This window comes from Sphingobacterium sp. MYb382, from assembly GCF_037572665.1.
Classification (GTDB): domain Bacteria; phylum Bacteroidota; class Bacteroidia; order Sphingobacteriales; family Sphingobacteriaceae; genus Sphingobacterium.
On record NZ_JBBGZT010000012.1, the window covers coordinates 181,218 to 206,268 of the forward strand.

Annotated in this window: 21 protein-coding genes; 12 read left to right on the forward strand and 9 right to left on the reverse strand. The window is 40.9% G+C overall.

Annotation, left to right across the window (positions count from 1 at the left end):
- Nucleotides 1–18 precede the first annotated feature (18 nt).
- Entirely contained in the window at nt 19–810 is a 792-nt protein-coding gene (locus WH223_RS05955) for a hypothetical protein (protein WP_340046621.1), read from the reverse strand.
- Nucleotides 811–1,442: 632 nt separating this feature from the next.
- Between WH223_RS05955 and WH223_RS05960 the strand changes: the two genes are divergently transcribed.
- The 3 genes from WH223_RS05960 (at nt 1,443) to WH223_RS05970 (ending at nt 3,474) form a co-directional block, all read left to right on the forward strand.
- Nucleotides 1,443–2,468 carry a tetratricopeptide repeat protein gene (locus tag WH223_RS05960; protein WP_340046622.1) on the forward strand — a complete coding sequence of 342 codons (1,026 nt, stop codon included), beginning with the start codon at nt 1,443–1,445 and terminating at the stop codon, nt 2,466–2,468.
- Nucleotides 2,469–2,504: 36 nt separating this feature from the next.
- Nucleotides 2,505–2,747 (forward strand): helix-turn-helix transcriptional regulator, encoded by a 243-nt coding sequence (locus tag WH223_RS05965; protein ID WP_340046623.1) that lies wholly within the window; start codon nt 2,505–2,507, stop codon nt 2,745–2,747.
- A 91-nt stretch (nt 2,748–2,838) separates the two neighbouring features.
- Nucleotides 2,839–3,474: an NAD(P)H-dependent oxidoreductase gene (locus tag WH223_RS05970; RefSeq protein ID WP_340046624.1), complete on the forward strand. Its 636-nt coding sequence runs from the start codon at nt 2,839–2,841 to the stop codon at nt 3,472–3,474.
- 163 nt (nt 3,475–3,637) lie between these two features.
- On the opposite strand, the gene WH223_RS05975 is transcribed toward WH223_RS05970, so the two are convergent.
- The 4 genes from WH223_RS05975 to WH223_RS05990 all read right to left on the reverse strand — a co-directional run bounded on the left by WH223_RS05975 (nt 3,638) and on the right by WH223_RS05990 (nt 7,484).
- On the reverse strand, nt 3,638–4,600 hold the full coding sequence (locus WH223_RS05975; protein ID WP_340046625.1) for a helix-turn-helix transcriptional regulator: 963 nt from the start codon (nt 4,598–4,600) through the stop codon (nt 3,638–3,640).
- A 91-nt stretch (nt 4,601–4,691) separates the two neighbouring features.
- Nucleotides 4,692–5,510 carry a heme ABC transporter ATP-binding protein gene (locus WH223_RS05980; protein ID WP_340046626.1) on the reverse strand — a complete coding sequence of 273 codons (819 nt, stop codon included), beginning with the start codon at nt 5,508–5,510 and terminating at the stop codon, nt 4,692–4,694.
- A 51-nt stretch (nt 5,511–5,561) separates the two neighbouring features.
- Entirely contained in the window at nt 5,562–6,593 is a 1,032-nt protein-coding gene (locus WH223_RS05985) for a FecCD family ABC transporter permease (RefSeq protein ID WP_340046627.1), read from the reverse strand.
- A 36-nt stretch (nt 6,594–6,629) separates the two neighbouring features.
- Complete coding sequence (locus WH223_RS05990) at nt 6,630–7,484, reverse strand: heme/hemin ABC transporter substrate-binding protein (RefSeq protein ID WP_340046628.1); 855 nt, start codon at nt 7,482–7,484, stop codon at nt 6,630–6,632.
- 327 nt (nt 7,485–7,811) lie between these two features.
- On the opposite strand from WH223_RS05990, the gene WH223_RS05995 reads away from it, so the two are divergent.
- The 6 genes from WH223_RS05995 to WH223_RS06020 all read left to right on the forward strand — a co-directional run bounded on the left by WH223_RS05995 (nt 7,812) and on the right by WH223_RS06020 (nt 15,101).
- Nucleotides 7,812–10,199 (forward strand): TonB-dependent receptor, encoded by a 2,388-nt coding sequence (locus tag WH223_RS05995; protein WP_340046629.1) that lies wholly within the window; start codon nt 7,812–7,814, stop codon nt 10,197–10,199.
- A gap of 34 nt (nt 10,200–10,233) precedes the next feature.
- Complete coding sequence (locus WH223_RS06000) at nt 10,234–10,986, forward strand: HmuY family protein (RefSeq protein ID WP_340046630.1); 753 nt, start codon at nt 10,234–10,236, stop codon at nt 10,984–10,986.
- A gap of 25 nt (nt 10,987–11,011) precedes the next feature.
- Complete coding sequence (locus WH223_RS06005; RefSeq protein WP_340046631.1) at nt 11,012–11,686, forward strand: hypothetical protein; 675 nt, start codon at nt 11,012–11,014, stop codon at nt 11,684–11,686.
- 150 nt (nt 11,687–11,836) lie between these two features.
- Nucleotides 11,837–12,604 (forward strand): HmuY family protein, encoded by a 768-nt coding sequence (locus WH223_RS06010; RefSeq protein WP_340046632.1) that lies wholly within the window; start codon nt 11,837–11,839, stop codon nt 12,602–12,604.
- Nucleotides 12,605–12,754: 150 nt separating this feature from the next.
- A complete protein-coding gene (locus WH223_RS06015; protein WP_340046633.1) occupies nt 12,755–13,315 on the forward strand; it encodes a biliverdin-producing heme oxygenase in 561 nt (186 codons plus the stop codon).
- 499 nt (nt 13,316–13,814) lie between these two features.
- On the forward strand, nt 13,815–15,101 hold the full coding sequence (locus WH223_RS06020) for a sensor histidine kinase (protein ID WP_340046634.1): 1,287 nt from the start codon (nt 13,815–13,817) through the stop codon (nt 15,099–15,101).
- A gap of 14 nt (nt 15,102–15,115) precedes the next feature.
- Here the strand turns inward: WH223_RS06020 and WH223_RS06025 are convergent, their stop codons facing one another.
- Complete coding sequence (locus WH223_RS06025; RefSeq protein ID WP_340046635.1) at nt 15,116–17,185, reverse strand: TonB-dependent receptor; 2,070 nt, start codon at nt 17,183–17,185, stop codon at nt 15,116–15,118.
- 351 nt (nt 17,186–17,536) lie between these two features.
- On the opposite strand from WH223_RS06025, the gene WH223_RS06030 reads away from it, so the two are divergent.
- The gene (locus WH223_RS06030) at nt 17,537–17,833 is read left to right on the forward strand and encodes a hypothetical protein (RefSeq protein WP_340046637.1); all 297 of its coding nucleotides are present in this window, start codon (nt 17,537–17,539) and stop codon (nt 17,831–17,833) included.
- A gap of 106 nt (nt 17,834–17,939) precedes the next feature.
- On the opposite strand, the gene WH223_RS06035 is transcribed toward WH223_RS06030, so the two are convergent.
- Complete coding sequence (locus WH223_RS06035; RefSeq protein ID WP_340046639.1) at nt 17,940–18,917, reverse strand: DUF4377 domain-containing protein; 978 nt, start codon at nt 18,915–18,917, stop codon at nt 17,940–17,942.
- Nucleotides 18,918–19,159: 242 nt separating this feature from the next.
- On the opposite strand from WH223_RS06035, the gene WH223_RS06040 reads away from it, so the two are divergent.
- Both WH223_RS06040 and WH223_RS06045 read left to right on the forward strand, forming a co-directional pair.
- On the forward strand, nt 19,160–20,014 hold the full coding sequence (locus tag WH223_RS06040; protein WP_340046641.1) for a peroxiredoxin family protein: 855 nt from the start codon (nt 19,160–19,162) through the stop codon (nt 20,012–20,014).
- A gap of 21 nt (nt 20,015–20,035) precedes the next feature.
- Complete coding sequence (locus WH223_RS06045; RefSeq protein WP_340046642.1) at nt 20,036–22,627, forward strand: zinc-dependent metalloprotease; 2,592 nt, start codon at nt 20,036–20,038, stop codon at nt 22,625–22,627.
- Between the two features lie 186 nt (nt 22,628–22,813).
- Here the strand turns inward: WH223_RS06045 and WH223_RS06050 are convergent, their stop codons facing one another.
- The gene (locus tag WH223_RS06050) at nt 22,814–23,392 is read right to left on the reverse strand and encodes an RNA polymerase sigma factor (protein WP_340046643.1); all 579 of its coding nucleotides are present in this window, start codon (nt 23,390–23,392) and stop codon (nt 22,814–22,816) included.
- A gap of 167 nt (nt 23,393–23,559) precedes the next feature.
- The gene (locus WH223_RS06055) at nt 23,560–25,047 is read right to left on the reverse strand and encodes a PKD-like family lipoprotein (protein ID WP_340046644.1); all 1,488 of its coding nucleotides are present in this window, start codon (nt 25,045–25,047) and stop codon (nt 23,560–23,562) included.
- Nucleotides 25,048–25,051: the final 4 nt, after the last annotated feature.

Consider the following 25,051-nt stretch of genomic DNA (forward strand, 5'->3'; position numbering starts at 1 on the left):
AAATTACAATTAGCAGGTTTAATTCGTTTTGTAGAATATTCCTTCTAGGGATGCATTATGCCCAAACATACCTGAACAGTCTCCTTTACTATAGCGTATATGTGCAAAATCCTTATAAAACTGAACCTTAACTTCACAATTATCCGTTGAAGGCACCGCATAGGTAAAGCTTGTACCTTTGCTAATAATGGTATCGGTATCTACTAAAGCTATATTTCGGGCAGGTTCGTCTGTTAAAGAAAGAATAGAAAATTCAAGCTTGTCATCATCCAGCCTACGTACTTTTAGTATGCCTTTGCGTCCTTTTCGTCCATACTGATAGTAATATTGTCCCGCTACATCTTTTGGAGAAACGGCTTGTGAAGGAAGAGCTAAGAGGGTATCTATTCTTTTTAAATCGAGTGTATATTCATTTCTCGTCTTCGGTGAAAACCAAGAACCTAACCACTTGTCTTGAATAGGCGTTCCTGACAGAATCCCTATAATATTTCCGGTACTGTCTATTTCCAAAATCCGATGTTCTTCAGATTCTTCAATTTCACCAATAAGCTTTACAGGTTTTCTTTCTGTATTTCCCAAATAAACCAACTCACCCACGAGAAGGCTATCTATCATCTGGTAATGCAAGAGTACAGGAATACGCTCAGCGACCATCCCTGACCAATAAATTTGCTGCTTCAGGCTGTCCGCAGAAGCATTACCTCCTACAGTATCTGTATGTAAGCCTGCTGCTGAAGTCTCACTTTTTGATGCGTTTCTTGTACAAGCGCATATGATAATAAGAAAGAAAAAATAACTGATTTTTTTCATACAATGTTTAACTAATACTTCACAAAATTTAGACTTTTCAGCAACATAAAAGCCGCCTCTCTCGAAGCAGCTTTTTTTCATAAAACATACCCAAAACCTTCCTTTATACCAATTTTTTTATTCAATCGTTACATCAGAACTTTTCTTTGGGTTCCTTTTCATAAACAGTCAATTGGTTAATTGGTACAATGCTTTTATCTAGAATATAGACTGGGGGTTTCGTTTAAAAATTAAACCCCATATCTATTCTTACCTAAGAATCATCTTGTGAGGCAAACTGCTGTCTACCGAATTTATTAACAAAGCTGCAATAAACTACCTAGTATAACAACATTTAACTAGGTAGTTAAAGGGTAGTTTGTACCCTTCCTTTCGGGTAGTATACCCTATCTTTATGGGGGACAAAATAGGGACACGTCCATAAAAAGAATAGCAAAAAGAGGACAACAAGGAGACACAAAAACCTACTAATCAACACATAGAAGACCAAAAAAGACAACAAAAAATTAAGCTAAAAGCAAGATACAATTCTGCCTTACGAAGTTGCCTACTAACATCCGTTCGACGTTTTCATTTTTTTCATATACACGAAAAATTAAGTAATTTAGTAGAACTTAAGAAAACTATTAACCGTGAATTGCCCATTAATAAATAACAGTAAAGAGAAAAAACAATCTCATTCTACCCAGCGTTTGCCTATTTTCCAGACCTTGTGTATACTCCTACTGTGTATTATATTTTCAACCGTATCCGCACAATCGATTGATTCCACGGACTTAGAAGACCAAATTGCCAATTCAAACGATAATCATCGCTACGAAGAGTCTATCCTTTTGTTAGAATCGATTATTAGCAATCCGAAATCAAATCATTACGACCGTAGCAACGCCTATATCCAAAAGGCACTGACTTATAAGAGACTTTACAACTATAATCTAGCTTTAAATAATTTAGACTTAGCTTTCACGGAAAGCACCTTGATTCAACAGCAACGGAAAGAGGTACAGACGCGTATTTTAGTGGAGCGTATGTTTGTCTATTTCGACTTGCAAAGGAATGAGGAATCTCAAGAGCTGCTTGCGCAGATTGACCAGAAAGACCTTAAATATATTAAGCGAGAGACTACGGCTTTTTTCAAATCTATGCTGGGCATCATAGCGATGCGCAAAAAGGATTATCAAGAAGCGGAACAGCTATTTAATGAAGCTATTACTATTTTAGAGAAGGAAAATCCGAAACACCTGCCTAATGTGTATAGGGCTAAGATTATCCTTTATGGGGAGCTTAAAGACCATAAAAAGGCGATGGAGGCATTCGATACGGGGATGTCTTATGCAAATAAGTACAACTCTGATATCTACAAAATTATCATGTATGAGGCGGCTACATTATACTACCGCCACAAAGGAGATTACAAAAATGCGTTGGCTTACCAAGAGAAGGTTAGTGCGCAGCGCACCAAGTATAACGCAAATAATGTGATTGGCAACCTCAATTTGCTAGAAAAAGACTTGCTTAAACAACGCAATAAGCTGGAAATTGAGCTGGAGAAAAAAATACGCTACTATTTAATTGCGATAGCTCTTATCTTGGTTATTCTCTTGTTTACGCTATGGAAGCTCTTGCTAACTACAAAAAAAAAAAAAAAAATTATTTAAAAGCAACACGACCGCGTTCGTAATGCTATTGAGCAGTTGACGAATACGGATGCTATAAAATCAAATATCGCTGTAGACCGCAACATGTATGGCTTGACGGACCGACAACTTGAGGTGATTAACCTGGTGAAGCTCGGTAAGACGAATAAGCAAATTGGTGCTGAATTGTTTATTTCTGAGAATACGGTTAAGTATCACTTGAAAACGATTTATGATAAAATAGGTATTGTAAGCCGGTCGGAACTTGGTTTTATCTCTCCTACCTCAACATCTGTTTAGCCTGCAACAGCAGGAGCCCCCGTGATAATGCATAGCCAGGCTAACAAAATGTCCTAAAATATGTTTATATTAATGAATAAACATATATAACATGGCTTTATTAGAAGACTTACAATGGCGTCATGCCACTAAAGCATATGACCCTTCCAAAAAGGTTAGCGATGCAGATTTACACAAAATTATTGAAGCTGCGCGCCTAGCGCCTACTTCTTCTGGATTGCAACCCTTCAAAGTTATTGTGGTTAAGAATGCTGCTATTCGTGAACAGCTGATTCCTGGCGCGCTTAATCCGGAAGTTATGCGCGATTGTTCGCATGTATTGGTGTTTGCAGCTTGGGACACATATACGGAAGAACGCATTGACAAGGTATACGATTTAACGACTGATGAGCGCGGATTACCTAGGGGTCGTTTTTCAAGCTACACTGACAAACTAAAACAAATATTTGCTGCGCAAAATGAAGAACAACATTTTGGACATAGCGCTCGTCAGAGCTATATCGCGCTGGGCATGGCACTAGCGCAAGCGGCAGAATTACGCATCGACAGCACGCCTGCCGAAGGTTTTAACAATAAGCTGGTGGATGAGGTGTTGGGACTGAAAGAACAAGGCTTAAAGAGCGTATGCCTGCTTTATGTAGGTTATGCTGACCAGCAAAATGATTGGTTGGCGACCATGAAGAAAGTACGTATACCGCTAACGGATTTCGTCATTAATTTCGATTAATCATAAGGTATTGTGGGCTTCGGTCGCGCTAGGGATTGGAGCAACTGTTTGAGCTCTTTTTACACCGCGGTAGCGGATGGAAAAAAGCGAGTGCGGAAAGCCCGCCGTATGGGGCGTTATCAAAAAACGCTCCATACGAAGCGCCCACATAAAGCTATATAGCTTACATCTTTAATTCGCCGGGCGATATACCGTAATATTTTTTAAAGGCGCTACTAAAGTTATTTTGATGGCCAAAGCCGGTCAGTAAAGCGACCTCATAGACCGATAATCGTTCTTCTAAAAGGTATGCACGTGCTTTCTCCATGCGCAGACGGGTCAGATAATCGTGTATCGTAACAGAAAAATATTCCTTAAAGTCTTTACGCAGCTTACTTTCACTCATCAACACCTCGGAGGCCAGCTCCTTTTGCGTTGGTGGATTAGCAATGCGTTGTTCCAAAATTTGGCGTGCCATTTCTAGCCGTTCTATGTCTTCCTCATTAAACATAGACTCTTGATTATTCATCTTCTCGTTGTACTGTTCAAACTGATACATAAGGAGCTCCACAATGCGTGATTCGGTATGTAGGCGGCGTATTTCGCCTGACTTTTTGGACTCTACAAGCTCGGCAATGGTGTGCTGCATCTCGTAGGTGGCCATGAGGTCTTCGGCGGAGAAGGACACGTAATCTCCTTTTTCGATATCTTCGACAAAATGCTTGTGTAGCAGGGAATCTCGTTTTATGAGATTGAGGTAGTAGGACTTGGAAATTACCGCTATAAAATAGGTGTAGGATACGCCTTCACGTACTTCTTGCGATGTTTTTACGGATGGAAAATAGCGTATATTATGACGGCTCATGCCGTATGGCAGCTTGCTATCGGGTGTTTTGAAGAATATAAACTGGCTGGTGATGGCCTCTCCTTCTATTTCGGTATGGATGCGTACGGGCTTATCGAAGGTCATCTGTGCGTGCACAATAAAGAGCCCGCTGGTTGACAACTGAAAATTGCGCAGGTGCACGGGCGACTTGGATATCTCCACTCGCTTCTCAATCAAGGGCTTATCCGGCGAATATGAATCTGGGATTTCTTCGCTGAAAAGCCATTCATCCAATCCCTCAATTTTACTCTTTATCACCATACCTTTAATCCTTCATGGAGTATCTCCAAGCTTAAAGATACGAACTTTAAGACGAAGAAACTAGTTTATTTATATCCTTTCTAAACAATAATTACATCTTGTTGATTTCTCGTTTCCAGATATCTGTTTCGAGCTTCATTTCTTCGAGCTGTACGACGGGTTTTAATATCTTGGGATTGAGCTCTACGGCTGTTTCTACAGAAAAAACAGTATATAGATTTGATTTATTGAGCACTTCAATTGGGGTTCCGTCGTAAAGTTTACGTCCATTTTTCAGCATCAAGATACGGTCGGCGTAGATGGCTGCAAAATTAACATCGTGCACAACCATAACGACCATAAACCCTTTACGGGACAAGGCTTTAGCAATAGCCAACACTTTCTGCTGGTAGTGCATGTCTAAGGCTGAAATAGGCTCATCGAGCAAAAGTAGGCTTTCTTTACTGTCCCAAACTTGTGCCAAAACGCGCGCTAATTGGACACGTTGCTGTTCTCCTCCGGACAGGCTCATGTATACTCGGTCGCTCATCTCGGTGATGCCACAAATGGTCATCACCTCCTCTACGATGTCTAAATCGCGCTGCGAAGGGCTTGCTTTATAATGTGGATATCGGCCCATCAGCACGATTTCGCCTACCTTAAAGGCGAGGGTGACATGCTGCTGCTGGCTCATCAAAGCGCGGCATTTGGCGAGCTCTCGGGTATCGTAGTCGTGCATAGCCTTACCATGCAGCTTGACGATGCCTGTATGTGTTTTACACTCACCACAAAGAATCTGCATGAGTGTTGACTTTCCGGCCCCATTGGCGCCAAGAATTGCGAGCACTTCGCCGGGGCGCACCTGAAAAGATATTTCTTTTAACAGTTTACGTCCTTGTATTTCAAAGGATACTTTCTCAACACGTAGCATAAGGGCACTTTACAATTTTTGATAGACTATATTTCATTGCTGAACTCAACACTATTTTTCCTTTATCAGGATATACATAAACACGGGCGTTCCGAGGAGCGCTGTGATAACACCGATGGGCAACTCTATGGGCGCTACGACCGTCCTTGCGAGCACATCGGCGAGGGTCAAAACGAGGGCGCCCATCAACATGGAGGCTGGCAATACAAATCGATGGTCGACGCCGCCTAGCAAACGAATACTGTGGGGCACGAGGAGGCCTACAAATCCGATGATTCCCGACACGGCCACGGAGGCACCTACCGCTAGGGTTGATAATATAACTACCCAACGCTTGATGGCATCCGTGCGCATTCCCAACAAATCGGCTTGCGTTTCGCCAAGCGCAAATGCGTTAAGTCCTTTTCCATAAAAAGAAAGGGCCACTAGCGCTAGTATAATAAATGGAGCTACGACGGTTACATTTTCCCAAGAGGCTCCGCCAAGGCTACCGAGCATCCAGAAAGTGATACTCCGTAGCTGCTGCTCGCTGGCTAAGTAGGTCATCAAGCCTGTGAGGGCGCCTGCAAAACCGTTGATGGCGATACCCGCCAAGAGCATGGTCGTGACATTGGACCTCCCCTCTTTCATAGAGATTCGATACACCAACAAAGCGGTGAGTCCAGCACCGACGAAGGCTCCAAACACCAATAGATAATAGCCTAGCCAAGCGGAAAGGCTCACGAACAAAACGGTTTCAAAGGCGATTACTAAAACCGCAAATAGAGATGCTCCTGCGGAGATACCAATTAGGCTAGGCTCGGCCAATGGGTTTCTGAATATCCCTTGAATGGCTGCTCCAGACATCCCTAAGGCTGCACCAACGAGCAGACCTAATAGGACGCGCGGTAGGCGGACGACAAAAAGTACATCTTGCTGTAAAGGTTCTACGGCCCCAGCGCTAGCTAAGCCTACCTTTTGCAATAGCAATCGGCATACATCCCATGCGGGAATATGATAGGCTCCTAAGCCGAGCGCCAAAATGGTCGCAACAACCAACAATAACACCAACACCCCAATAATCAATCGTTGTTTCTTCTGCACCTTATCTGTCTTGTATAATAAATATCTTGCATAAAATTAGTCGGCTGTCAAGCTATTGAAACCTTTATTAAGCTCAATAATTGCTTCGGGCAGGCGTGTACTGAAGTTAACCAATAAGGAAGCATTCATGACTAAAATTCGTTTGTTTTTTCCGGCTTGTGTGAGGGCTATACCAGGCATCTTTAGGATAGACTCTTTACCGCCAAGGCTGCTGGCACCAAAATCGAACATTAAGATGATATCTGGATTGGCTTGCACCATGGCTTCGGTGGTATAGGGTTTGAAGTCTGCAAATTCTTGAATAGCGTTTTTACCACCTGCGAGGCTTATCATCGCATCTAGGCTACTTCCTTTTCCTGCAACACTCATTGTTCCCGCTCCGCGGGCATAAATAAAGAGTACTTTAGGTGCTTTTTTGCCTTTCTGCTTTTCTTGTTGTATATTCTCCATGACACGGTCGTAGGTGAGCTTGGTACGCTGCACGACTGTCTTACCTGTTTCTGTAGCATCTACGGCATCGGCAACGTCTTGTATAAAGCGGAATGCTCCTTTTGCTGTGAATTCCTGTTTTAATTGGACAACGTTAATGCCTGCTTGGTGTAGCTGCTGTTGTACTGTTTTTGACATATCACCTTCGGCTACCAAAACGACTGTAGGCTTAAAGGCCATAATGCCTTCGGCAGAATACGAACGATTTTGGCTTACCCGAGGAAGGCCTGCTGCTGCCTTAGGCGAGATACTGGTTACATCGGTGGCAACAATAGACTCGCCTAGCCCTAGTCCGAAAACAGTTTCTGTGATTGCACTGTTTAGGGTTATGATGCGTTGTTCTTTGGCAAATAGAAATTGGCCAATAAATAGGTATACGAATAATAAAAAGCTTCTTAGCATAAGACCATGTGTGTGGGTAAAAAATGCAGATGTACTGGGTAAAGTTATTTAACAGAATAATGTAAATATACTTGCCTTTCCATCATTAATGACACAAAAATCATTAATAATCAGTCTAAATACAAATAAATTCGAAGATTTGACAAATGGTGAGAAATAGAAAACAAAGAGTAAACAAAATGAAAATCAACTATTTACGTAAAATAAAAATGAAATACCGGAATGTAACAAACCAGTTTGCATAGAAGATATGACATTTTTCATATAGAAAAATTCAAATCGAATGACGTCTTTTGTCCTACTATTTAGATTAATTAAAAATAATTAATGCCAAAGCGCATCTATATATCCATTAAACGCATCAGTCTGTTTTGTACAGTGCTGTGTCCCATGTTTGTTCTTGCACAACAGCGAAAGTTGCAGGGCCGCGTGTTTGATTCACAACACCGTGGCCCATTGAACGAAACAACCGTTACCCTCCTTCCCGACAATAAAGTGTACCGCACCGATAAAAAGGGAGGTTTCCAATTCAGCAACCTCTACGATGGCGAATATAAACTAGAAATACAACGCGTAGGTTATCCTAATGAGACCCTAACTGTTGCGCTTGCTGGGCGCGATACCAGCTTAAACATTTACCTTGTTGGTGTTCCTGTTCCTAAAAATATTGAGTCGGTCACGGTAAAAGGGAAAGTTACGGCTGTCGACAACCTTATTCAAGCGGAAAGTGCTGCCATGCCTGTTAAAGTAATCACCCGTAGGGAGATTGAGTTGATGGGTAGTCGCCGTTTGGACGAAGTGATGAAAGAGCAGACGGGTGTTGCTGTTGTGAATGATATTTCGGGTGGCGCGCGTGCTGTTGGTGTTCAGATTCAAGGATTCAGCAGTAACTACGTGATGGTGCTCATCGACGGTCAGCCTATGCTGGGCCGTAACAACGGTAATTTCGACTTATCGCGTATTTCGGTTACGAATATTGAGCGTATTGAAATCATTAAGGGCGCTTCTTCCTGTTTATATGGTAGTGATGCTTTGGGGGGTGCGATTAATATTATTACTCGCCATGGTGCAATACAGCCACAGGCGCAAGCTTCACTCCTTTATGGTAGTCTCAATATTGTGGATGCGACGCTGGAGGCGGAAGCACCTTTCCACAACAACCGTGGTTCGGCGGTATTCTCGGGTAACTACTACCGTACGGACGGTTTTAATACGGATAAAAACTACTTGTCGGGCGGAACTACCGTTCAGCCTTATGATAATTATAGCTTTCAGGGGCGTGTGCGCTACCGCACGAGCAAGGAAGGTACTGTGGGCGTGACAGCCCGCTATGCGGAGCGTTCATCGACGATGCTTAATAGCTGGTCGGAAACGTTGCAACTTCATGATAAACAAAAGGACCAGGATTTAAACTTATCGGTGAATTATGACCATCAGTTTAGTTCGGGCTTACGCAGCATGTCGCGCTATTATTTCACGCATTACCAAACGGAAATGCAGGCGGAATGGATTCGCCAAAGTGCCTTAATTAGTGCGGAACGTTTCGGACAGCAGGTACATCGCTTTGAACAGCAGTTTGCCTATGCGCCGGATAAGGACTTGAAATTTACAGGTGGTCTTGGTGGTAGTCTCGAAATGATGGACAATCAGGACTTGGGTAATAATAAGCACCTGAATAGTGCCTTTGCCTACTTACAGAGTGAGTGGCACCCGATGGAGCGCTTGCAGACAACTTTGGGCTTACGCTACGACTATAGCAATGTGTACAACGGCCACTTGAGCCCTAGCTTTGGCTTGCAGTACCGCATCAGTTCGAATTTATTGGCTAAAGGTGGTATTGGTGCTGGTTTTAAAGCACCTGACTACAAGATGCGCTACCAGGTATTTTTCAACCCTGCGGCCAACTATATGCTTGTGGGTACTGACCGTGTGCGCGATATTATTCAAGCGATGGATGACAATGGTCAGCTGAGCTACAAAAACAGCTACATGCTGAACCTCGTTGCCAACAATTTGAAAGCGGAAAAAAGCTTATCCAACAATGTAGGTTTGGTATGGTCTTCTGCGAATAAAAAGGTTAATGCAGAGGTCTCTGCTTTTTACCACCGCATCGATAATCAGATAAATTCTATTTCGGTGGGTGTAGGTACGCAAGTCGGACAGATTTACAGCTACCGCAACTTGCCTAAAGCGGTAAACAAGGGCTTTGAAGTTTCTGCTTCTTACCGTGTAACGAAGGACTTAGAGCTTTCTGGAGGTTACCAATATTTAGTTGCGAAGGATTTATCGGTATTGGATAGCATTCGTGCTGGCAAATACCCTTACAACCAACTCCTCAACAATCCGGTGACGGGCGAATCGAGACCGGTGACGACGAAAGATTACTGGGGTATTGAGGACCGCTCACGCCATATGGTGAATTTGAAAGCCTTATATGAGTACCAACCTTGGGGCATGAACTTCAACCTGCGTGCTAACATCCGCGGGAAGTATCCTTTCCAAGAAATCAATGGCAACCAGTTTATCGACAAGTATGATGCTTTTGTGCCTGACCATGTGTTGCTGAACTTAACGATTGAGAAGAGCTTGATGAACCGTCGTCTGACGCTTCGCTTAGTGGCCGACAATATGTTGAATTATACCCATCGCTACATGCCGGGACAGCCGGGACGTGTTATCCTTGGCGGTGTAAGCTACCGATGGTTTAAAGATTAAAAAATTAGAGAAGAGTAATATAAATATGCGTAGTATGAGAACATTAACAATCATTCGTGATACCTTCAGCGACTGGACCAACTGGACTAAGCTTTGCTCCTTTGCTGCTTTATTTGTTTCCTTAGCGAGCTTTAGTGCCTGCAGTAAGGATGATAAAGATGAACGTCCTTCCTTGGAAGACGGAAAGAGCACGGTCGTTTATGACCTTGCCGGCGATACAGAAGCTTCTATGGGAAGCACTGCTCCGGGAAAGCAAACGCGTGAGTTTTACACGTTCCTTTACCGTTTTCGCGACCAGCGTCAAATTTGGATTAAGACAAAAGCAGATTCTACACAATGGCTGAAGAGTAAAGACTGGGATTTAGCCTTCACGGGCCCTTACAACTCGGAGGTTTATGTGAACAACGCTAAGCAAACAGGAAATCCAGGCTTCGATGGTGCTGCTACACAAACGGCTGTGGTATTGATTGAAAATGCCTATCCAACGGTGAGTACAGCGCCTAGCGACCAAGATTTTGACCAAAGTACATTAGGTAAAATTGGCGCTGCGGCTTCACTTTCTTCTAAAGGATGGTTTCAGTACAATGAACAAAGCCACTTGATGCAGGCATTACCAAACCGTACGTATGCAATTCGTCTGCCTGATGGCAAATATGCGAAGCTGCAACTGGTTTCGGCTTATAAAGGTAATCCACCTGTCGTTACGAATGTTAACTGGCCTGCGCCCTACTATACGTTCCGCTTTTTTGTGCAGCAAGATGGTAGTAAGAACTTAAAAACTCAATAACACATACACTTTTAACTAATTAAAAATGAATAAACTATTCAAAACTGCCGCTTTTGCTGTTGTATTAGCAATCGGCTTTACTTCATGTAGCAAGGATTCAGACAATGAAGAGCCAGAATACGCGGCGAAAGTGACACTTAAAGATGGTGAAACGAAAGATTTATCAACAGTAGCAAGCGCAAAAAATACAGTCGGTACCATTAACCGTAAAGGAAATGTCTATGGCATTCGTAACTTCAGACAATTAACTTTAGGTCAAGATGGTAAACCAACAACTACTGCTGAAAGAGAATTTTTCTTTGACTTCAAAGAAAATGATGCTACAGCAGCAACTGATGCTATGGTTTCTTTCACAGGCTATGACCGTGCTCCAAACTTAAAATCAAATGTTGCCAAAGGTTTTACTTTATCATACATCGATAAAGCTTTTGATTCTGTTTTGGCCAATGACCAATTTATAGCAGCTAAAGATAATTCTCTAGGTCTTAATTCTGCTAGCGTAGTGGGTTGGGCGAACTATTCAGGAGCTCCAAATCATCAAATACTTCCTGTTGCAAACAGAACTTTCGTTATCATTAAAGATGGAAAGGCTTTATTCAAATTTAAAATTAACAGTGTTTACTCAAATGAGAAACCTGAAAAAGATGTACAACCAACAAACTACTTCTTCTACTCTGTAGATTACAAAGAGTTTAAATAAGAAATATAAATAAGGTTGAGTTTTTAAAAAGCTCAACCTTATTTTTTTACAACGCTATACAACATTCATAAACGAAAAAGCGTTTTTCATAGAGCAACTTTCCAGAAATAACTTACCTTTGTTATTATTTAGAATTAATATAAATAAACCATGAAACAGATTAGTACATTCCGAAGCTCCTTCTCTACGTTCAAATATGTTTTGGCTGCTGGCTTGCTTATTGGCACTTTAGGTTCTTGCAGCAAGAGTAAAGATGATGAGCCTACGGTAACTTACGATGATGACCATACGCCGATTGACGAAAGCATGCTTAACAAAGTTATTTTGGCTAAAAATATAGGCGTTGAGTCTAATTCTTCGAACTCGACCTTGATTACTAAAGTTTTGTTCAGTCTGGAGAAAAACCAACTCATTGACCTTACAAAAGATAAAAGCAACCGTTGGGATATCAGTGTGGGTAGTACCTTCGATAGCTTTATTGGTGGGAATAATGGTAAAGATGCGAAGAATATTGCAGCAGGCGGCTCGGGTATCGGCGGTGTTGTTTGTTTAAAGAAGCCTTTCAATGAGGTTATTGACATCCCTAAAGATGCTGATTTCCAAACAGGCTCTCACCTTATTGGTACGGATGACTTGGGCGACTTGGGTGCTGGTATCGGTTATTATATTTATGACTTTGATGGTAAAATTAAGGGCGACGGCAGTGAGGAGAAAAAACACGTTGCTTATGCGATGCCTGAAGATAGAACAATCGTTGTAAAAACGGCGAAAGGAAACTATGCTAAAATACAGGTTCTTTCGTTATATAAAGACTTAATGAACCCTGCAGACTGGAAGCGTAACTCACCGCATACGTTCCTAACGTTCAACTATATGCTAGCAAAAGCTGGTAGCACAAAATTTGCTACCCTTAAATAGTTTGTTCTAAAAATGAGCCTAGCTTTATTCTGTTGATTATAGGTAGCAGATTGAGCGATTTTCATATACTATTGAGCAAATATCAGCATACAAGCAGGCTAATTAATACGAATCTTTGTATAGAATCGTTTTAAATAAAAATAAAGCATTATGTTACATCATAATATTAAAGAAAACACAACCGCAGCGCACCAGAAGTTAGAAGGTACCGTTGTTAGACAGTTGAAAGCTATACGTTCGAATGCCGATTACGCTGAAGTTCTTAAGAACTTCTACAACTATTTCCAAGCTGTTGAGCAGGCTATCGCTCCTTATATCACGACGGAAGTATTGCCTGACTACAGTGAGCGTAGAAACTCAAGCCATATCAAACAAGACATTATTGAATTGGGTGGTACGGTAGACAACTTACCTGCTGTTCAAGCACCAGCAGTATCCAATGCTTTGGAAGCATTATCAGCACTTTACGTATTGGAAGGCTCTATTATGGGTGGTCCATACATCGTACAGATGCTTAACAAATATGGTATTACACAAGGTACATCTTTCTTCTCTGGTTATGGAGAGGACACTGGTAAAATGTGGGGTTCTTTTACCGCTACTTTAAACAAATACGGTGAGGATGAAAGTACGCATGCTCGTGCTGTTGAAGTCGCTAATGAGACTTTCACGCGCTTTGGCGATACTTTTGCTGTACTCGTTAGCGAGTAAGGCATTGCCTATTTCTAAATTTCTACATGAAAGAAAACAAAAAAACATGGTTAAAGCGCGCCGGTATTGGCGCGTTTTTATTCTTTTTAGCCAAAGGCCTAATATGGCTGGCTGTATTTTACTTTGCGGCGAACTCTTGCTCGTAAAGTAGTGCCTTGATTTTTAGACTTGGATGGTCTTCCTGGAGTCGTAAAAATTCAAGGCTTCTTTTTTCGAATACATGAATTAAGAGAAGCCTCTTCCTTATCCCCGTATACGTTTACTTGATTGGCACACTGCTATTGATAAAATCCTTTTTACAGCTCCCTTAAGCTCACTTTTCATTAATTATTTTATCAATTTAAGCCATATAATTTTCGTTATAGATAACTACTCGATATTCCTTAAAATAAATAAATCGCTAGCCTGCTAGACATGCCTTTTTATCTTTTAAAAGATGTACTTTCGTCTTAACAATACCTGTTGATTATTACCTTAAGCACGCAAATACGAAAACCAAATGAAAAAATTCTGGAAGTATTTGAAGACCATTGAAACCATTGGTGTTCATGCTGACATGTCATATTTAGACATCCGGAAAACAAAGATGCTTAACCAAGTAGTTTTGGTCTGTATCCCTTTAACTTTATTTTTTTCTATTGCGAATTTTATCGAGGACAGACCTGTGCTCGCTTTGATTAACTTTGCCAACTTCTTAACGTCTTCCTCGGTACTGCTGCTCCATGCCTACAACCGCTATATCGCTGCGCGATATGTATTGCTGTGTTTCAACTCTTTATTTTTTGGTTTAGGGGCTTACTTTTTTCATAATGGTGCGGAGTATTTTCTATTTAGCTCGCTCATCTTAGCGATGCTTATTTTTGAAAAACACTGGATACAAATTCTTTCGAGTACCCTATTAATCGGTGCTATACTCATTATCTTGTTCTTGCCTATCGCTATCCCTACAGAGCAAATGGTTCCTAATGGGCGGTTGGTTTTTAATGTGATTGGCTCTTTTGCTTTTATCGCTTTTACCTTGGTCGTTTTTAAAAATATCCAATCGAGTTATCAGCATATCATCGAAGAGCAAAGTGCCAAGCTACAGGATATGAATACCAATATGGAGAAATTATTCTCTATCATTGCACATGACCTCCGTAGCCCTATCAGCTCTACACAAACCTTGCTCACGCTATTTCAGCAGGATATTATCTCTGAAAAGGCTACGCTAGACGGTTTAAATGTCATTAACAACCGCTTAGGACAGCTGGATGAAACGCTGGATAACCTTTTAAAATGGAGCATCCGTAATCGTGTTGGCATTCAAGCAAAAGCGGAGCCTGTTGTATTGGATACGCTCATCGCTAAAGTTTATTCCTTTTTAGAGCCACAGGCCGTGGCTAAAGGTATTCACTTGCACAAAGCTATAGACCCGAATACGATTATCTTGGTGGATGCGGAGCAGCTGATTGTTGTGTTACGCAATATCATCAGTAACGCGATTAAATTTAGCTTTCATGATGGTACCGTCATCACGCGAACCATCACAGAGGCAACAAAAGTGAAAATAGAAATTCAGGATAGCGGCATGGGTATCCCACAGAGCAAAATAGACCAGCTTCTTCATTCTATGCAGACGCCAGCATTCGGTACGGAGGGTGAGCGGGGCAGTGGCCTAGGCTTGCTGCTTTGTCAGGAGTTGCTTCGCATGAATGACGGCGACCTTTATATTCAAAGCAGCCCCGATAAGGGCTCTACTTTTACGATAGAGCTGCCTTTAAGTAGTGAAATCATTATGACGTAGCCCTAAAACCAACTTTACAAGACGAGTTTTACACCACCATAGAAGTTACGCGTTGGCGCTGGATTAAAAAAGCGATTGCCAAAAGCATTGATATCGTTGCCTAGGCTATAACGTTCATTCAACAGGTTATCTCCACCGGCAAACAGCTCCATCTGCACTTGTTTCGTTAACGCAAAGGTGTAACCGACCTTTGCTTGCAAAAGATTATACTTCTCAGCAAAGACTGTATTGGCGTCATTCAAAGGCATACGTGATACCCAATTATGGAGAACATTAAGGTTGAAACCTCCCGCTGCGGCTAAGAAAAGATTATTTGAAGCGGTCCATTTCGGTACGGCTGTTATTTGATTACCACTAAAATCTAATGCTCCTCGCTTGTAGGTATCAAACGTATAAAATTGACGCGCTAGGCTTCCTTGATAGCTTAAACTACGAATAATGCCTTCTTTACGTAAAGGAATTAATTGAGCCGAGAAGGTGGCTTCAATCCCCTTTTGGTCCATTATTCCGCCGTTGAGGTAATAATCTGCTCCTTGCTCATTCACCTGACGGATGATACCGTTTTTCATCTTGTAGCTATAGAAGGCTACATCGGCTGTCCAACGTCTGCTGGCTCCTTCTAAGCGTGCTCCTACTTCGTAATTTGTTCCTTGCTCGGCCTCTAAATCTGTATTTATACGGTTGTCGGAGGCACGTACCTCTGCCAACGTGGGTGGCGAATAGCCTTTAGAAACGGAAGCCCGCAGGGCAAACGTATTTGTCAATAAATAAGATGTGGCTAAGCGAGGCATCCAAATACTTCCGAAATCAATCGTCCCCGTATGGTTATCGACAACAGGATACTGCTGCGTGTAGCCTACAGATGCTGTATTCCAGCTTAACGAACCTTCTATAGTCCATCGTTCATACAATTTCAGCATCGCACGATAGAAAGCCGTATACTGACCATTATTTAGCTTATCCTTGGCCTGCATCGCTGCCGGTTCTCCTTTATCGTTATTAAAGTTTTCAATTTTATTCCATCCCTTCTGTCCTTCAAAACCGAGCTGCATCTGCCATTGAACATGAGCTTGGTCATTATCATGGTAGGAAAAGTAGGTACGTAAGCCTAGATTTTTCTCATCTCTTTTTTCATAATTGGTGATAAAAGGATTTGTGAAATCGGTGATAGACCCAAACACACGAACGCTATGTTGTAATTTTTTCGAAAGCTGCATATCATGCCCTACTCCACCATAGAATGTTTTATTATAGATTCCGGCTTTCTGTTCTTCTGCTCCTGGCGTTGGTCCTGCTTTTGGTCGGGCCATCCTTGGGTTTTCCGCTAGCTGCGCAGCGGTCAGTCCGCCAGGTGTGCGATAGCCTAAATCCGTGTATAAGGCAAGTAGGCTTAGTCGGTAATTCGGGGCATAATCCCACTGATGAGCGGTTTGAAAAGTCTTTTTGTTGACCGAAGAATTGTCACGATAACCATCTGAGCGCAAGAATGACTGATTTATGGAAAACCTATACTTCTCATTCACGTTATGTTGCAACGATAGCTGCTCCTGAAACAGTCCGTAGGCCCCTGCGGTAAGCAGCAATTCGGCTTTATTATCTTGTGCGGTAAGCCCTTTGGGCTCCAAGAGAATAACGCCACCAGAGTTTGCCCCAAACAAGGAGCCGTCGGGCCCTTTTAGCACTAAAATAGAAGCCAAAGAAAGTGGGTCGATGAGATTTAAGTAAGTGTTCCCACCAGCATCGGTTAATGGGAAATCGCCTAAATATATTTTAGTATTACGAACACCAAAAGGAGAACGAATGGTGCTTCCACGAAGTGCAATTCTATAGCTCCCTGGGGAACGCTCTTCCATCCGTAGGCCAGCGACCATATTTAAGGCAGGTAGTAAGGTGGTTGTTTGTTGTTGTTGGATGTGCCCTTCATGAAGCACTTGCGCTGCGCTAGTCAATCCGATAATTGGTTGCTTGGTAAAATAAGCCTGCACGTCGACGGTTTTAATATAGGTCGTATCGACGACGGTTTGCGCTTGAACAAATCCAGCAGTCAAAGAAAAGATTGATAGTAAGCGTAGTTTAATATTCATGATTTTAGGTTACCCTTCCAAGGTAAATAAAAAAGTGTGAAAGGCAACTTTGTCGAGGTAATTTTTATAGTACAAGCAGCACTCATCCCTTTTTACAACTGTTAAAAACGGACTTTTAAAACCCCAAACAATTGCTTATATCATTTATTTTCAGTATATTGTAAAAAGCCCCTGTATAACTACGTTTTTCGTAGCGGTTCTGATTTCCATCAGAATTAAAAAAAGCATCGTAAATGCTATTTTGCCTTATATCTAGCCACATTTATCTGGTTAAGATTGATTTATCGTAGGCAAAAAAACGGAAGGTACTAAAGCGGGGGATTAAAAACATTGTTACATAAATAATTAAATATGAAGTATAGCATTAATGTGAGCTTCCCGAAAGCAAACTCAACACCCATCAACGTACATTACAAAATTACTAAAGAAGGTAACTTAAAGACTATTACCTGTAAAGTAGCCAGTAGTGAGAGTATCCCAGGTTGGTTGGAGTTGACAAAATTCGAATTAGTGGGTTTAAAATCTGAGGACAGCTACGACTTACTTTTTCAAATTAAAAAGTATGAGAAAAATTTAGATACTGTTTTGTTCATGGATAAAGTTTTTGAGCGCATCATCAACACCCAAGACCGTGCGACGATTCAATAAATTTGACAGCTGCTCTCCCCTTTTACGCATTAAACAAGAGCAAGAGGAATGCAAAAAGCCTCGGCCATATGAATGGCCGAGGCTTTTTATTTTCCGTTGTAATTCCTTACTTATCTTTTGGTGCAAAGGCGAACATCGCCACAAGCTTATTGGATTGGTAGAGATTAAACGTTTGCTCAGCGATATCGAATCGCAAATCGTTACTTCCTAAAATACGAAGTACCTCATTCTCTACATTCGCATGTAAACAAGCACGCTCCGTGGAGGCCAATTGTTTAAAAACAATCTGCTCGCCATGAATAGCTACTCCACCGGTGAAATTGTTGCATCCAGCATTACCACTTACACGTGATTCCTTAGCATCAAAATTCATAAAAACGCCATTTTCATCCAAGGTCTTTCCATTCAATTGAATAAGCTTCCACTTATGCTTGCCTAGAAAGGTTAGCGCCTGTGTGTTGGTTGCTTGATTTTTATCTTTATTATGGTTATTAACTTTCTGCTTCTTTAAAACCTCGATAAGCTTATAGGTCTTACTTGAAGCATCTGCCGGTGTATTTACACGGTCCGATTCGCTGATTTTCAACTTATACAGATAGCCTTCTTCATAGGTAAACCCTTCGATGCTACTGTAAAAATAGGTCCACTCTTTTTGTCCAGGGAACTTTACCTGCATACATTTCATAGGACCAACACCGGTACAATCAACCAAGTTCTCTTTCACATCAATCACCAATACACGTCCTTCCTTGGCATTACCATCAATTTTACGTTTACTTTGCACTTTAATCACGCGATAGCTGTAGCTGGGGGCATCTGCTGGAACGTTCTGTTTTTTCGTGCGCTGCACCAGTACCTTATAACGATAGCCCTCTTCATAATTAAAATTATCTATTGGGGCATAGAAATTCTCCCAATCTTTACTGTTATGATACTTCACCAGATAACAGGATTGTTTGACAACACCTGTACAATCGCCTTTATTTTCTTTAATCTCCATCGTAAGCTTATTGCTTTGCGCAAAAAGCGTACTACTTACTAACACACCTATACACAAGGTGAAAATTCTAACTAGTGATTTCATAAGCTATTTTTTAATTCTAACAGTCTAAACAGCATATAGTTTACCCTTTTTATTCATCTATTCCAACTATTTACCGACTAATTTAATAGGAACGTACTGATTTCGTAAACCTATGCTAAACAAATAGAAGCAAAAGGTGAACCACAAATATAAAAACAGGATTTTTCATCCTGCTGTCACCCCATACCAGGGATAGGTCGTATATAGGGTATAACATAATCATACCAAATCATAATCAACTAATGAATTACTCCAAACTAAACCGAATTACAGGCATGTTTATGTTTGTGCTTTTAGGCTATACTGCCGTAGCACAAACGACAGAAAAAAACAAATTGGAGCAGCTTTCTGCCCCTTTTGAAGTACGTATAAAGGAACGTTCCGAAGTATACTATGAAGCGCAGAAAAAGAAAACTGGCTATGACACCATTGGCTTAGCATCTTTCAGAGGCGATATTGCCAAAATTAAAACAGCGCGTAAAACGGCTCTTATCGGTTTTATTAAGAAAAATCCGAAATCTAACTTAAGTCTAGATGCGTTGACAGATGTCATCGGGCATCTTCCTGACGATATCAAAGCATACGATAAACTATACAAAGGACTGAACAAGTCGGTAACCAATAGCGACCAAGGTTTAAAACTGCGTAAGACCATTGATAAATTCTTGACCGTTGCTTTAGGCGCTGTAGCACCAGAGTTTGTGATGAACGACCCTAATGGCAAGGCTGTAGCTTTAAGCAGCTTCCGTGGCAAGTATTTGCTAATCGATTTCTGGGCGAGCTGGTGTGGCCCTTGTCGGGAGGAGAACCCACATGTTGTAGCTGCTTACAACAAATTTAAAGACCGCAACTTTGAAATTCTAGGCGTCTCGCTAGACCAAAGCAATGCTAAAGATGCTTGGCTGGCAGCCATTGAGAAAGATGGATTGACATGGACACAGGTATCAGATTTAAAATTCTGGGACTGTGAAGCAGCGAAGCTTTATGCTGTTCGTTCTATCCCACAGAACTTCCTATTAGACCCTAATGGGGTTATCATCGCGGTAAACTTACGTGGTGATGCTTTAACTGAAAAATTAGCCGAATTACTGAAATAAAACACAATCAACAATCCTAAAATGTTAAAAACGAAGTTCATGTTCATGGTAGCTTTAGGGCTAACGGTGAACACCTATGCGCAAAAAACAACGAAAACTCCGCCAGCGAAAAAAACAAAGGCTGAAACGGTTGTAGCAAAGGATGCAAAAGACACAAAAGACAAGACTAACAAAACCGATAGCGTAGCGAAAGCTACTCCGAAAGCTGGTGCCTTAAAGCCCTATCAGGAAATTATAACCGCCAAAGCGGTTTCCAAATTCGGAATGATTGGTATTCATAAAATTGAAGATAAATACTTCTTCGAGATTGCAGACACGCTTTTAAACCGTGATATTTTGGTTGTCAATCGCGTTGCGAGTGCACCAGCAGGTTTACGCCCACAGAAGCATGTATATGGTGGTGACCAAATTTCGGAGAATGTTATCAGCTTTGAAAAAGGACCGGATAACAAAGTTTTTATCAGACGACGTATTTTTGCGGAGCAATCTAAAGATAGCACAGAGAATGGTATGTATGCTTCATTATTGAAGTCCAATGTACAACCTATTGTTGCTTCATTCCCTATTAAAGCCTTGGGTAAAGATAGCGTAAATAAGTCTTATGTAATTGAGGTTACGGACTTCTTAAATCAAGATACGGAACTTTTATACTTCAATGAAGCTGCTAAGAAAGGGTTAAACATTGGAGGCTACCAAGCTGACAAATCGTACGTCGAGAAAATACAGTCTTTCCCTATGAATGTGGAAGTGCAGGCCGTAAAGAGCTACCTTGTGGCAGGCTCAGCATCTACCCTACCGTTTACCTATGAACTAAATAGCTCGTTGGTATTATTGCCTAAGGTACCGATGAAAACACGCTTTGCCGATGCACGTGTTGGTTTCTTTGGTCGTGGAGTTGTTGATTTCGACAAAAACCCACAAGGGGTAAAGAATGTATACTATGCGACGAGATGGCGCATGGAGCCGAAAGAAGAGGATGTTGAAAGATATCTACGTGGTGAATTGGTGGAGCCTAAGAAACCTATCGTTTACTACATCGACCCTGCTACACCTAAAAAATGGGTTCCTTTCTTGATTGCTGGTGTTGACGATTGGCAAAGTGCTTTTGAGGCTGCTGGTTTCAAAAATGCTATCCGTGCAGAATTAGCACCAACAAATGATTCTACCTGGAATATCAATGATGCACGCAACAGTGCTATTGTATATAAGCCGTCGGCTATTCCTAATGCAAGTGGTCCACATGTGCATGACCCTAGAAGTGGTGAAATCATTGAATCGCATATCAACTGGTACCACAACATTATGTATGTGTTGCGCAACTGGTATATGATTCAGGTGGGTGCTATCGATTCTAGAGCACGCAAAATGGTACTAGACGATGCGTTAATGGGTGAACTAATCCGCTTTGTATCTTCGCATGAGGTAGGTCATACCTTAGGATTAATGCATAATTTTGGTTCTAGCTCTACCGTACCTGTTGACTCTTTACGTAGCCGTACGTTCACGGATAAATATGGCCATACACCATCTATCATGGACTATGCACGTTTCAACTATGTGGCGCAGCCGGAAGATGGTATCAGCGAAAAAGGTATCTTCCCTCGCATTGGTGACTATGATAAATGGGCTATCCAATGGGGATATAAATGGTTGCCTGACTTCAAAAACGAAGAAGAGGAAATAGCCTACCAAAACAAGCTAATCATCGACAGCCTAAGTGCTAACAAGCGTCTTTTCTTTGGTGCTGAATATGAATACTACGACCCTCGCTCGCAGAGTGAGGATCTGGGCGACGACAATGTAAAAGCAAATACTTATGGTATTGCAAACTTGAAGCGCATCCTTCCGAACTTGCTAAGCTGGACACGCGTGCCAAATGAAGGTTACAATGATACAGAGGTAATGTATAAAACCTTGCTTGATCAATTCAAACTGTACAATGTACAGGTCATGAAGAATATTGGTGGCAAATACCGCACACTAAAGAGCGTTGAACAAGCAGGGCCCGTTTTTGAACAAGTTTCTTATGAAAAACAAAAAGCGGCTATGCGCTTCTTAGATGAACAGTTATTCCAAACACCTGAGTGGTTGGTAAACGACACATTAAAGACGTTAATTAACACAGACGCTTATTCACAAATAGCTGGTGCACAGTTTACCGTATTGTTCAGACTTATGGGCACGGGGATGATCTTAAACATGATTGAAAACACAAACAATACCACAAAGAAAAGTACAGAAAAGCTATATGGTATTGATGAGTACATGAATGATTTACGCAGCTCTATCTGGAAAGAATTGTACAACAATCAGGATATTACAACACCAAGAAGAAATCTTCAAAAAATGTATGTAAATCAAGCTTTCAGAAGCTTCTTACAAACAAATGAACTGGTTGGACGTAATGATGGTAATGGTACAATCTTTTATGTGAACCCTGACCCGACTTCAGGTGATGCCATGAGTTACATGCGCACGCACCTAACAGCGTTGAATAAAGATATCAAAAAGGCCGCAGGACGCAAGAAGGGATTGGCGAAAGCACATCTTGAAGACTTGTCTTTACGTATCGAAGAGCAGTTAAAAAAACAAATCAATCAGGTGGGTAAATAATCCGGATGATTTCAAGATAATTTTTTGTTTCAATGTTTAGTTTTAGCAGTTGGCCTTCATGGGCCAGCTGCTTTTTTTATGAAACCTTATTGAGATAAATAGCGACAAGCTGTTATTCTATGAATAATAGCGGATGGACGCCTAGCGAGAGCTAAGGTCAAATTAAGGTCGTAGCTATAGATTTTATTAAGCCGCAGCGATACTCAAGCTATAGAAGCTTAAAATAAGAATAGTCAAAATCAGGAGTTCACTATACGAATCGGATAGCTCTTGACGTAGCTTCTCATAGGCGCGCTTTTTCAAGGTCTTCACGGTGTTGATAGATATATCGAGTTCTCGCGCTATTTCTTCGTTGCTCATCTCCTCCATGCTCAGCTCGATAATGGATTTCTCCCGTGGGCTCAATTGGTTCAACGCATTTTTTATGATTGCCATGCTCTCTATGTAGGTAATATCTTTCAAGAAATTACGATTATCCTCCTCCGCGAAGGGGTTGCTATCAAAATAACCTTGCTTTACTTTTTGGTGTTTTAAATAGTCGAGAGAAAGGTTTTTAGCCACAGTGTAAGCGTAAGCCTTACTATGGATTTCATTTTCAAACTGATCTCTACGTTCGTAGAGCTTCATGAAGGTATCTTGCATAAGATCCTTGGCGATAGCCTCATCATGGACATAACGAGCAATAAATTGATGAATATTTCCAGCCGTTTTTTTAAAAAACAGTCCAAAACCATCCACATCATTTATGTTAGACCACTTAGCCATTACAATTCAAAAAAAATATATGCTAGATTATAGGTTAACACATCTGTCGGCAGACAGATAAAGGTTTTAGCCTAGCTATCAGCGCATAAAAGTACACAATTTTACGCAAAAAGAATGGTCCTGCAAATAATGTTTGCAGGACCATAGCTAAATTCTGTTTTCTACGACTAAAAAGTGCGTGACCCTTCGCCATTTTCGAGATAAGTGACGCAAGTTACGCGTCCAGAACCTTGAAAATCGGGTGTTGTTTTAGGTACCAAGCGTCCTAAACTATTTATACTGAATAACCAAACTTTGTAACGACCATTTGCATATGTGGCTACAGCTAGGTAATTTATTTTATTTACCACATTTGCTCCAGGAACTGGATATTTTATGTGCTGTATTAACGTTATCTTTTCATCTAGTCCAAAAGTCGTTTGCAATGTACTTTCTAATGAACTATAATCCATAGCGAACAACTGATTTCCTTTAGCATAATACAAAATATCATTATCATAACTTCCACCAATGATATCAGCTGATAATATCGGGAATGTACTTGCTATTAATGTATCTTTAGTCACTAATGTCCTTGAGGCAGTACCTACATCAGTTGGATTCGATGCGATTTTAATTAATCGACCAGTCTTGGTTGTTGGATTTTTTAAAAGTAGACTTGTGGAATTTCTTGGATATACATATCCCTCCATCCATAACAAATCCATTCCTGTATTTTTCAACGTATTACCATTTGATAAAAATTCACGAAAATTAAGACCACTTAGATAGATAAGCGATTTACTACGGTCATCAAAATAGATATCAATAGCAGAAATTGCAGCTTTATTAGCAATACGATAGCTATTTATTGCAGCATCACCAAAATAACTTCCTCTATACATGATATTTGCCTGACTATCATTTATCATAACCAAAGTTCCACCCATTGACATATAAAGATTCTCGGGCTTTCTTATCGCAGGTTTAACAAAGAACATATTATCATACCTATACTGAACGGATCCATCTGCTAATTTGTAGATTCCCGCATCTTTGTCCGTCAATACGCCCAGAGCACCAAACAAATCTGTAGAACTGATTTTTGTTTTCATACCAGGGACGAAAATCGTCTTTATGCTATTTCCAGGTAAACTTTTCCCTCCGTTGAAGTAAGCTATCCAGTTACGGATTTCACCTTTAGCATGAAAAAAATCAAGGTCAGTTTCATTATTTTCATCCTTTAATAAATACCATCCATTCATTGTCCGAGTAGATATTGTCACATCATATCTTGTAATATTAATTATCCCAGACTCTTTATGTTTGATGTTAAACGTTAGAATATATTTCCCTGGCTTTTGAACAATAAAATACGCTAGATCTTTGTTATTTCCTAACGTGTCAGCTTTCGCTAATTCCGTATTCGCTGGATTATGATTTGTGGTATACAACAACCACTGATACGTATAAGCATCTGCGTTGACGTCTTCGGCTAAAACTGGCTTTATTTTCAAAGTATCCACTAGAGATGTTAGTATATACTCTGGGTTAACATTACTATAACGCACTTCAGGGATGTTCATTATCGCCGATGTACTCTCATCTTTATAGCAGGACTGCAATAAACTACATAGTGCTATAAATAATATATATAAGAATTTACTATTTTTCATATAC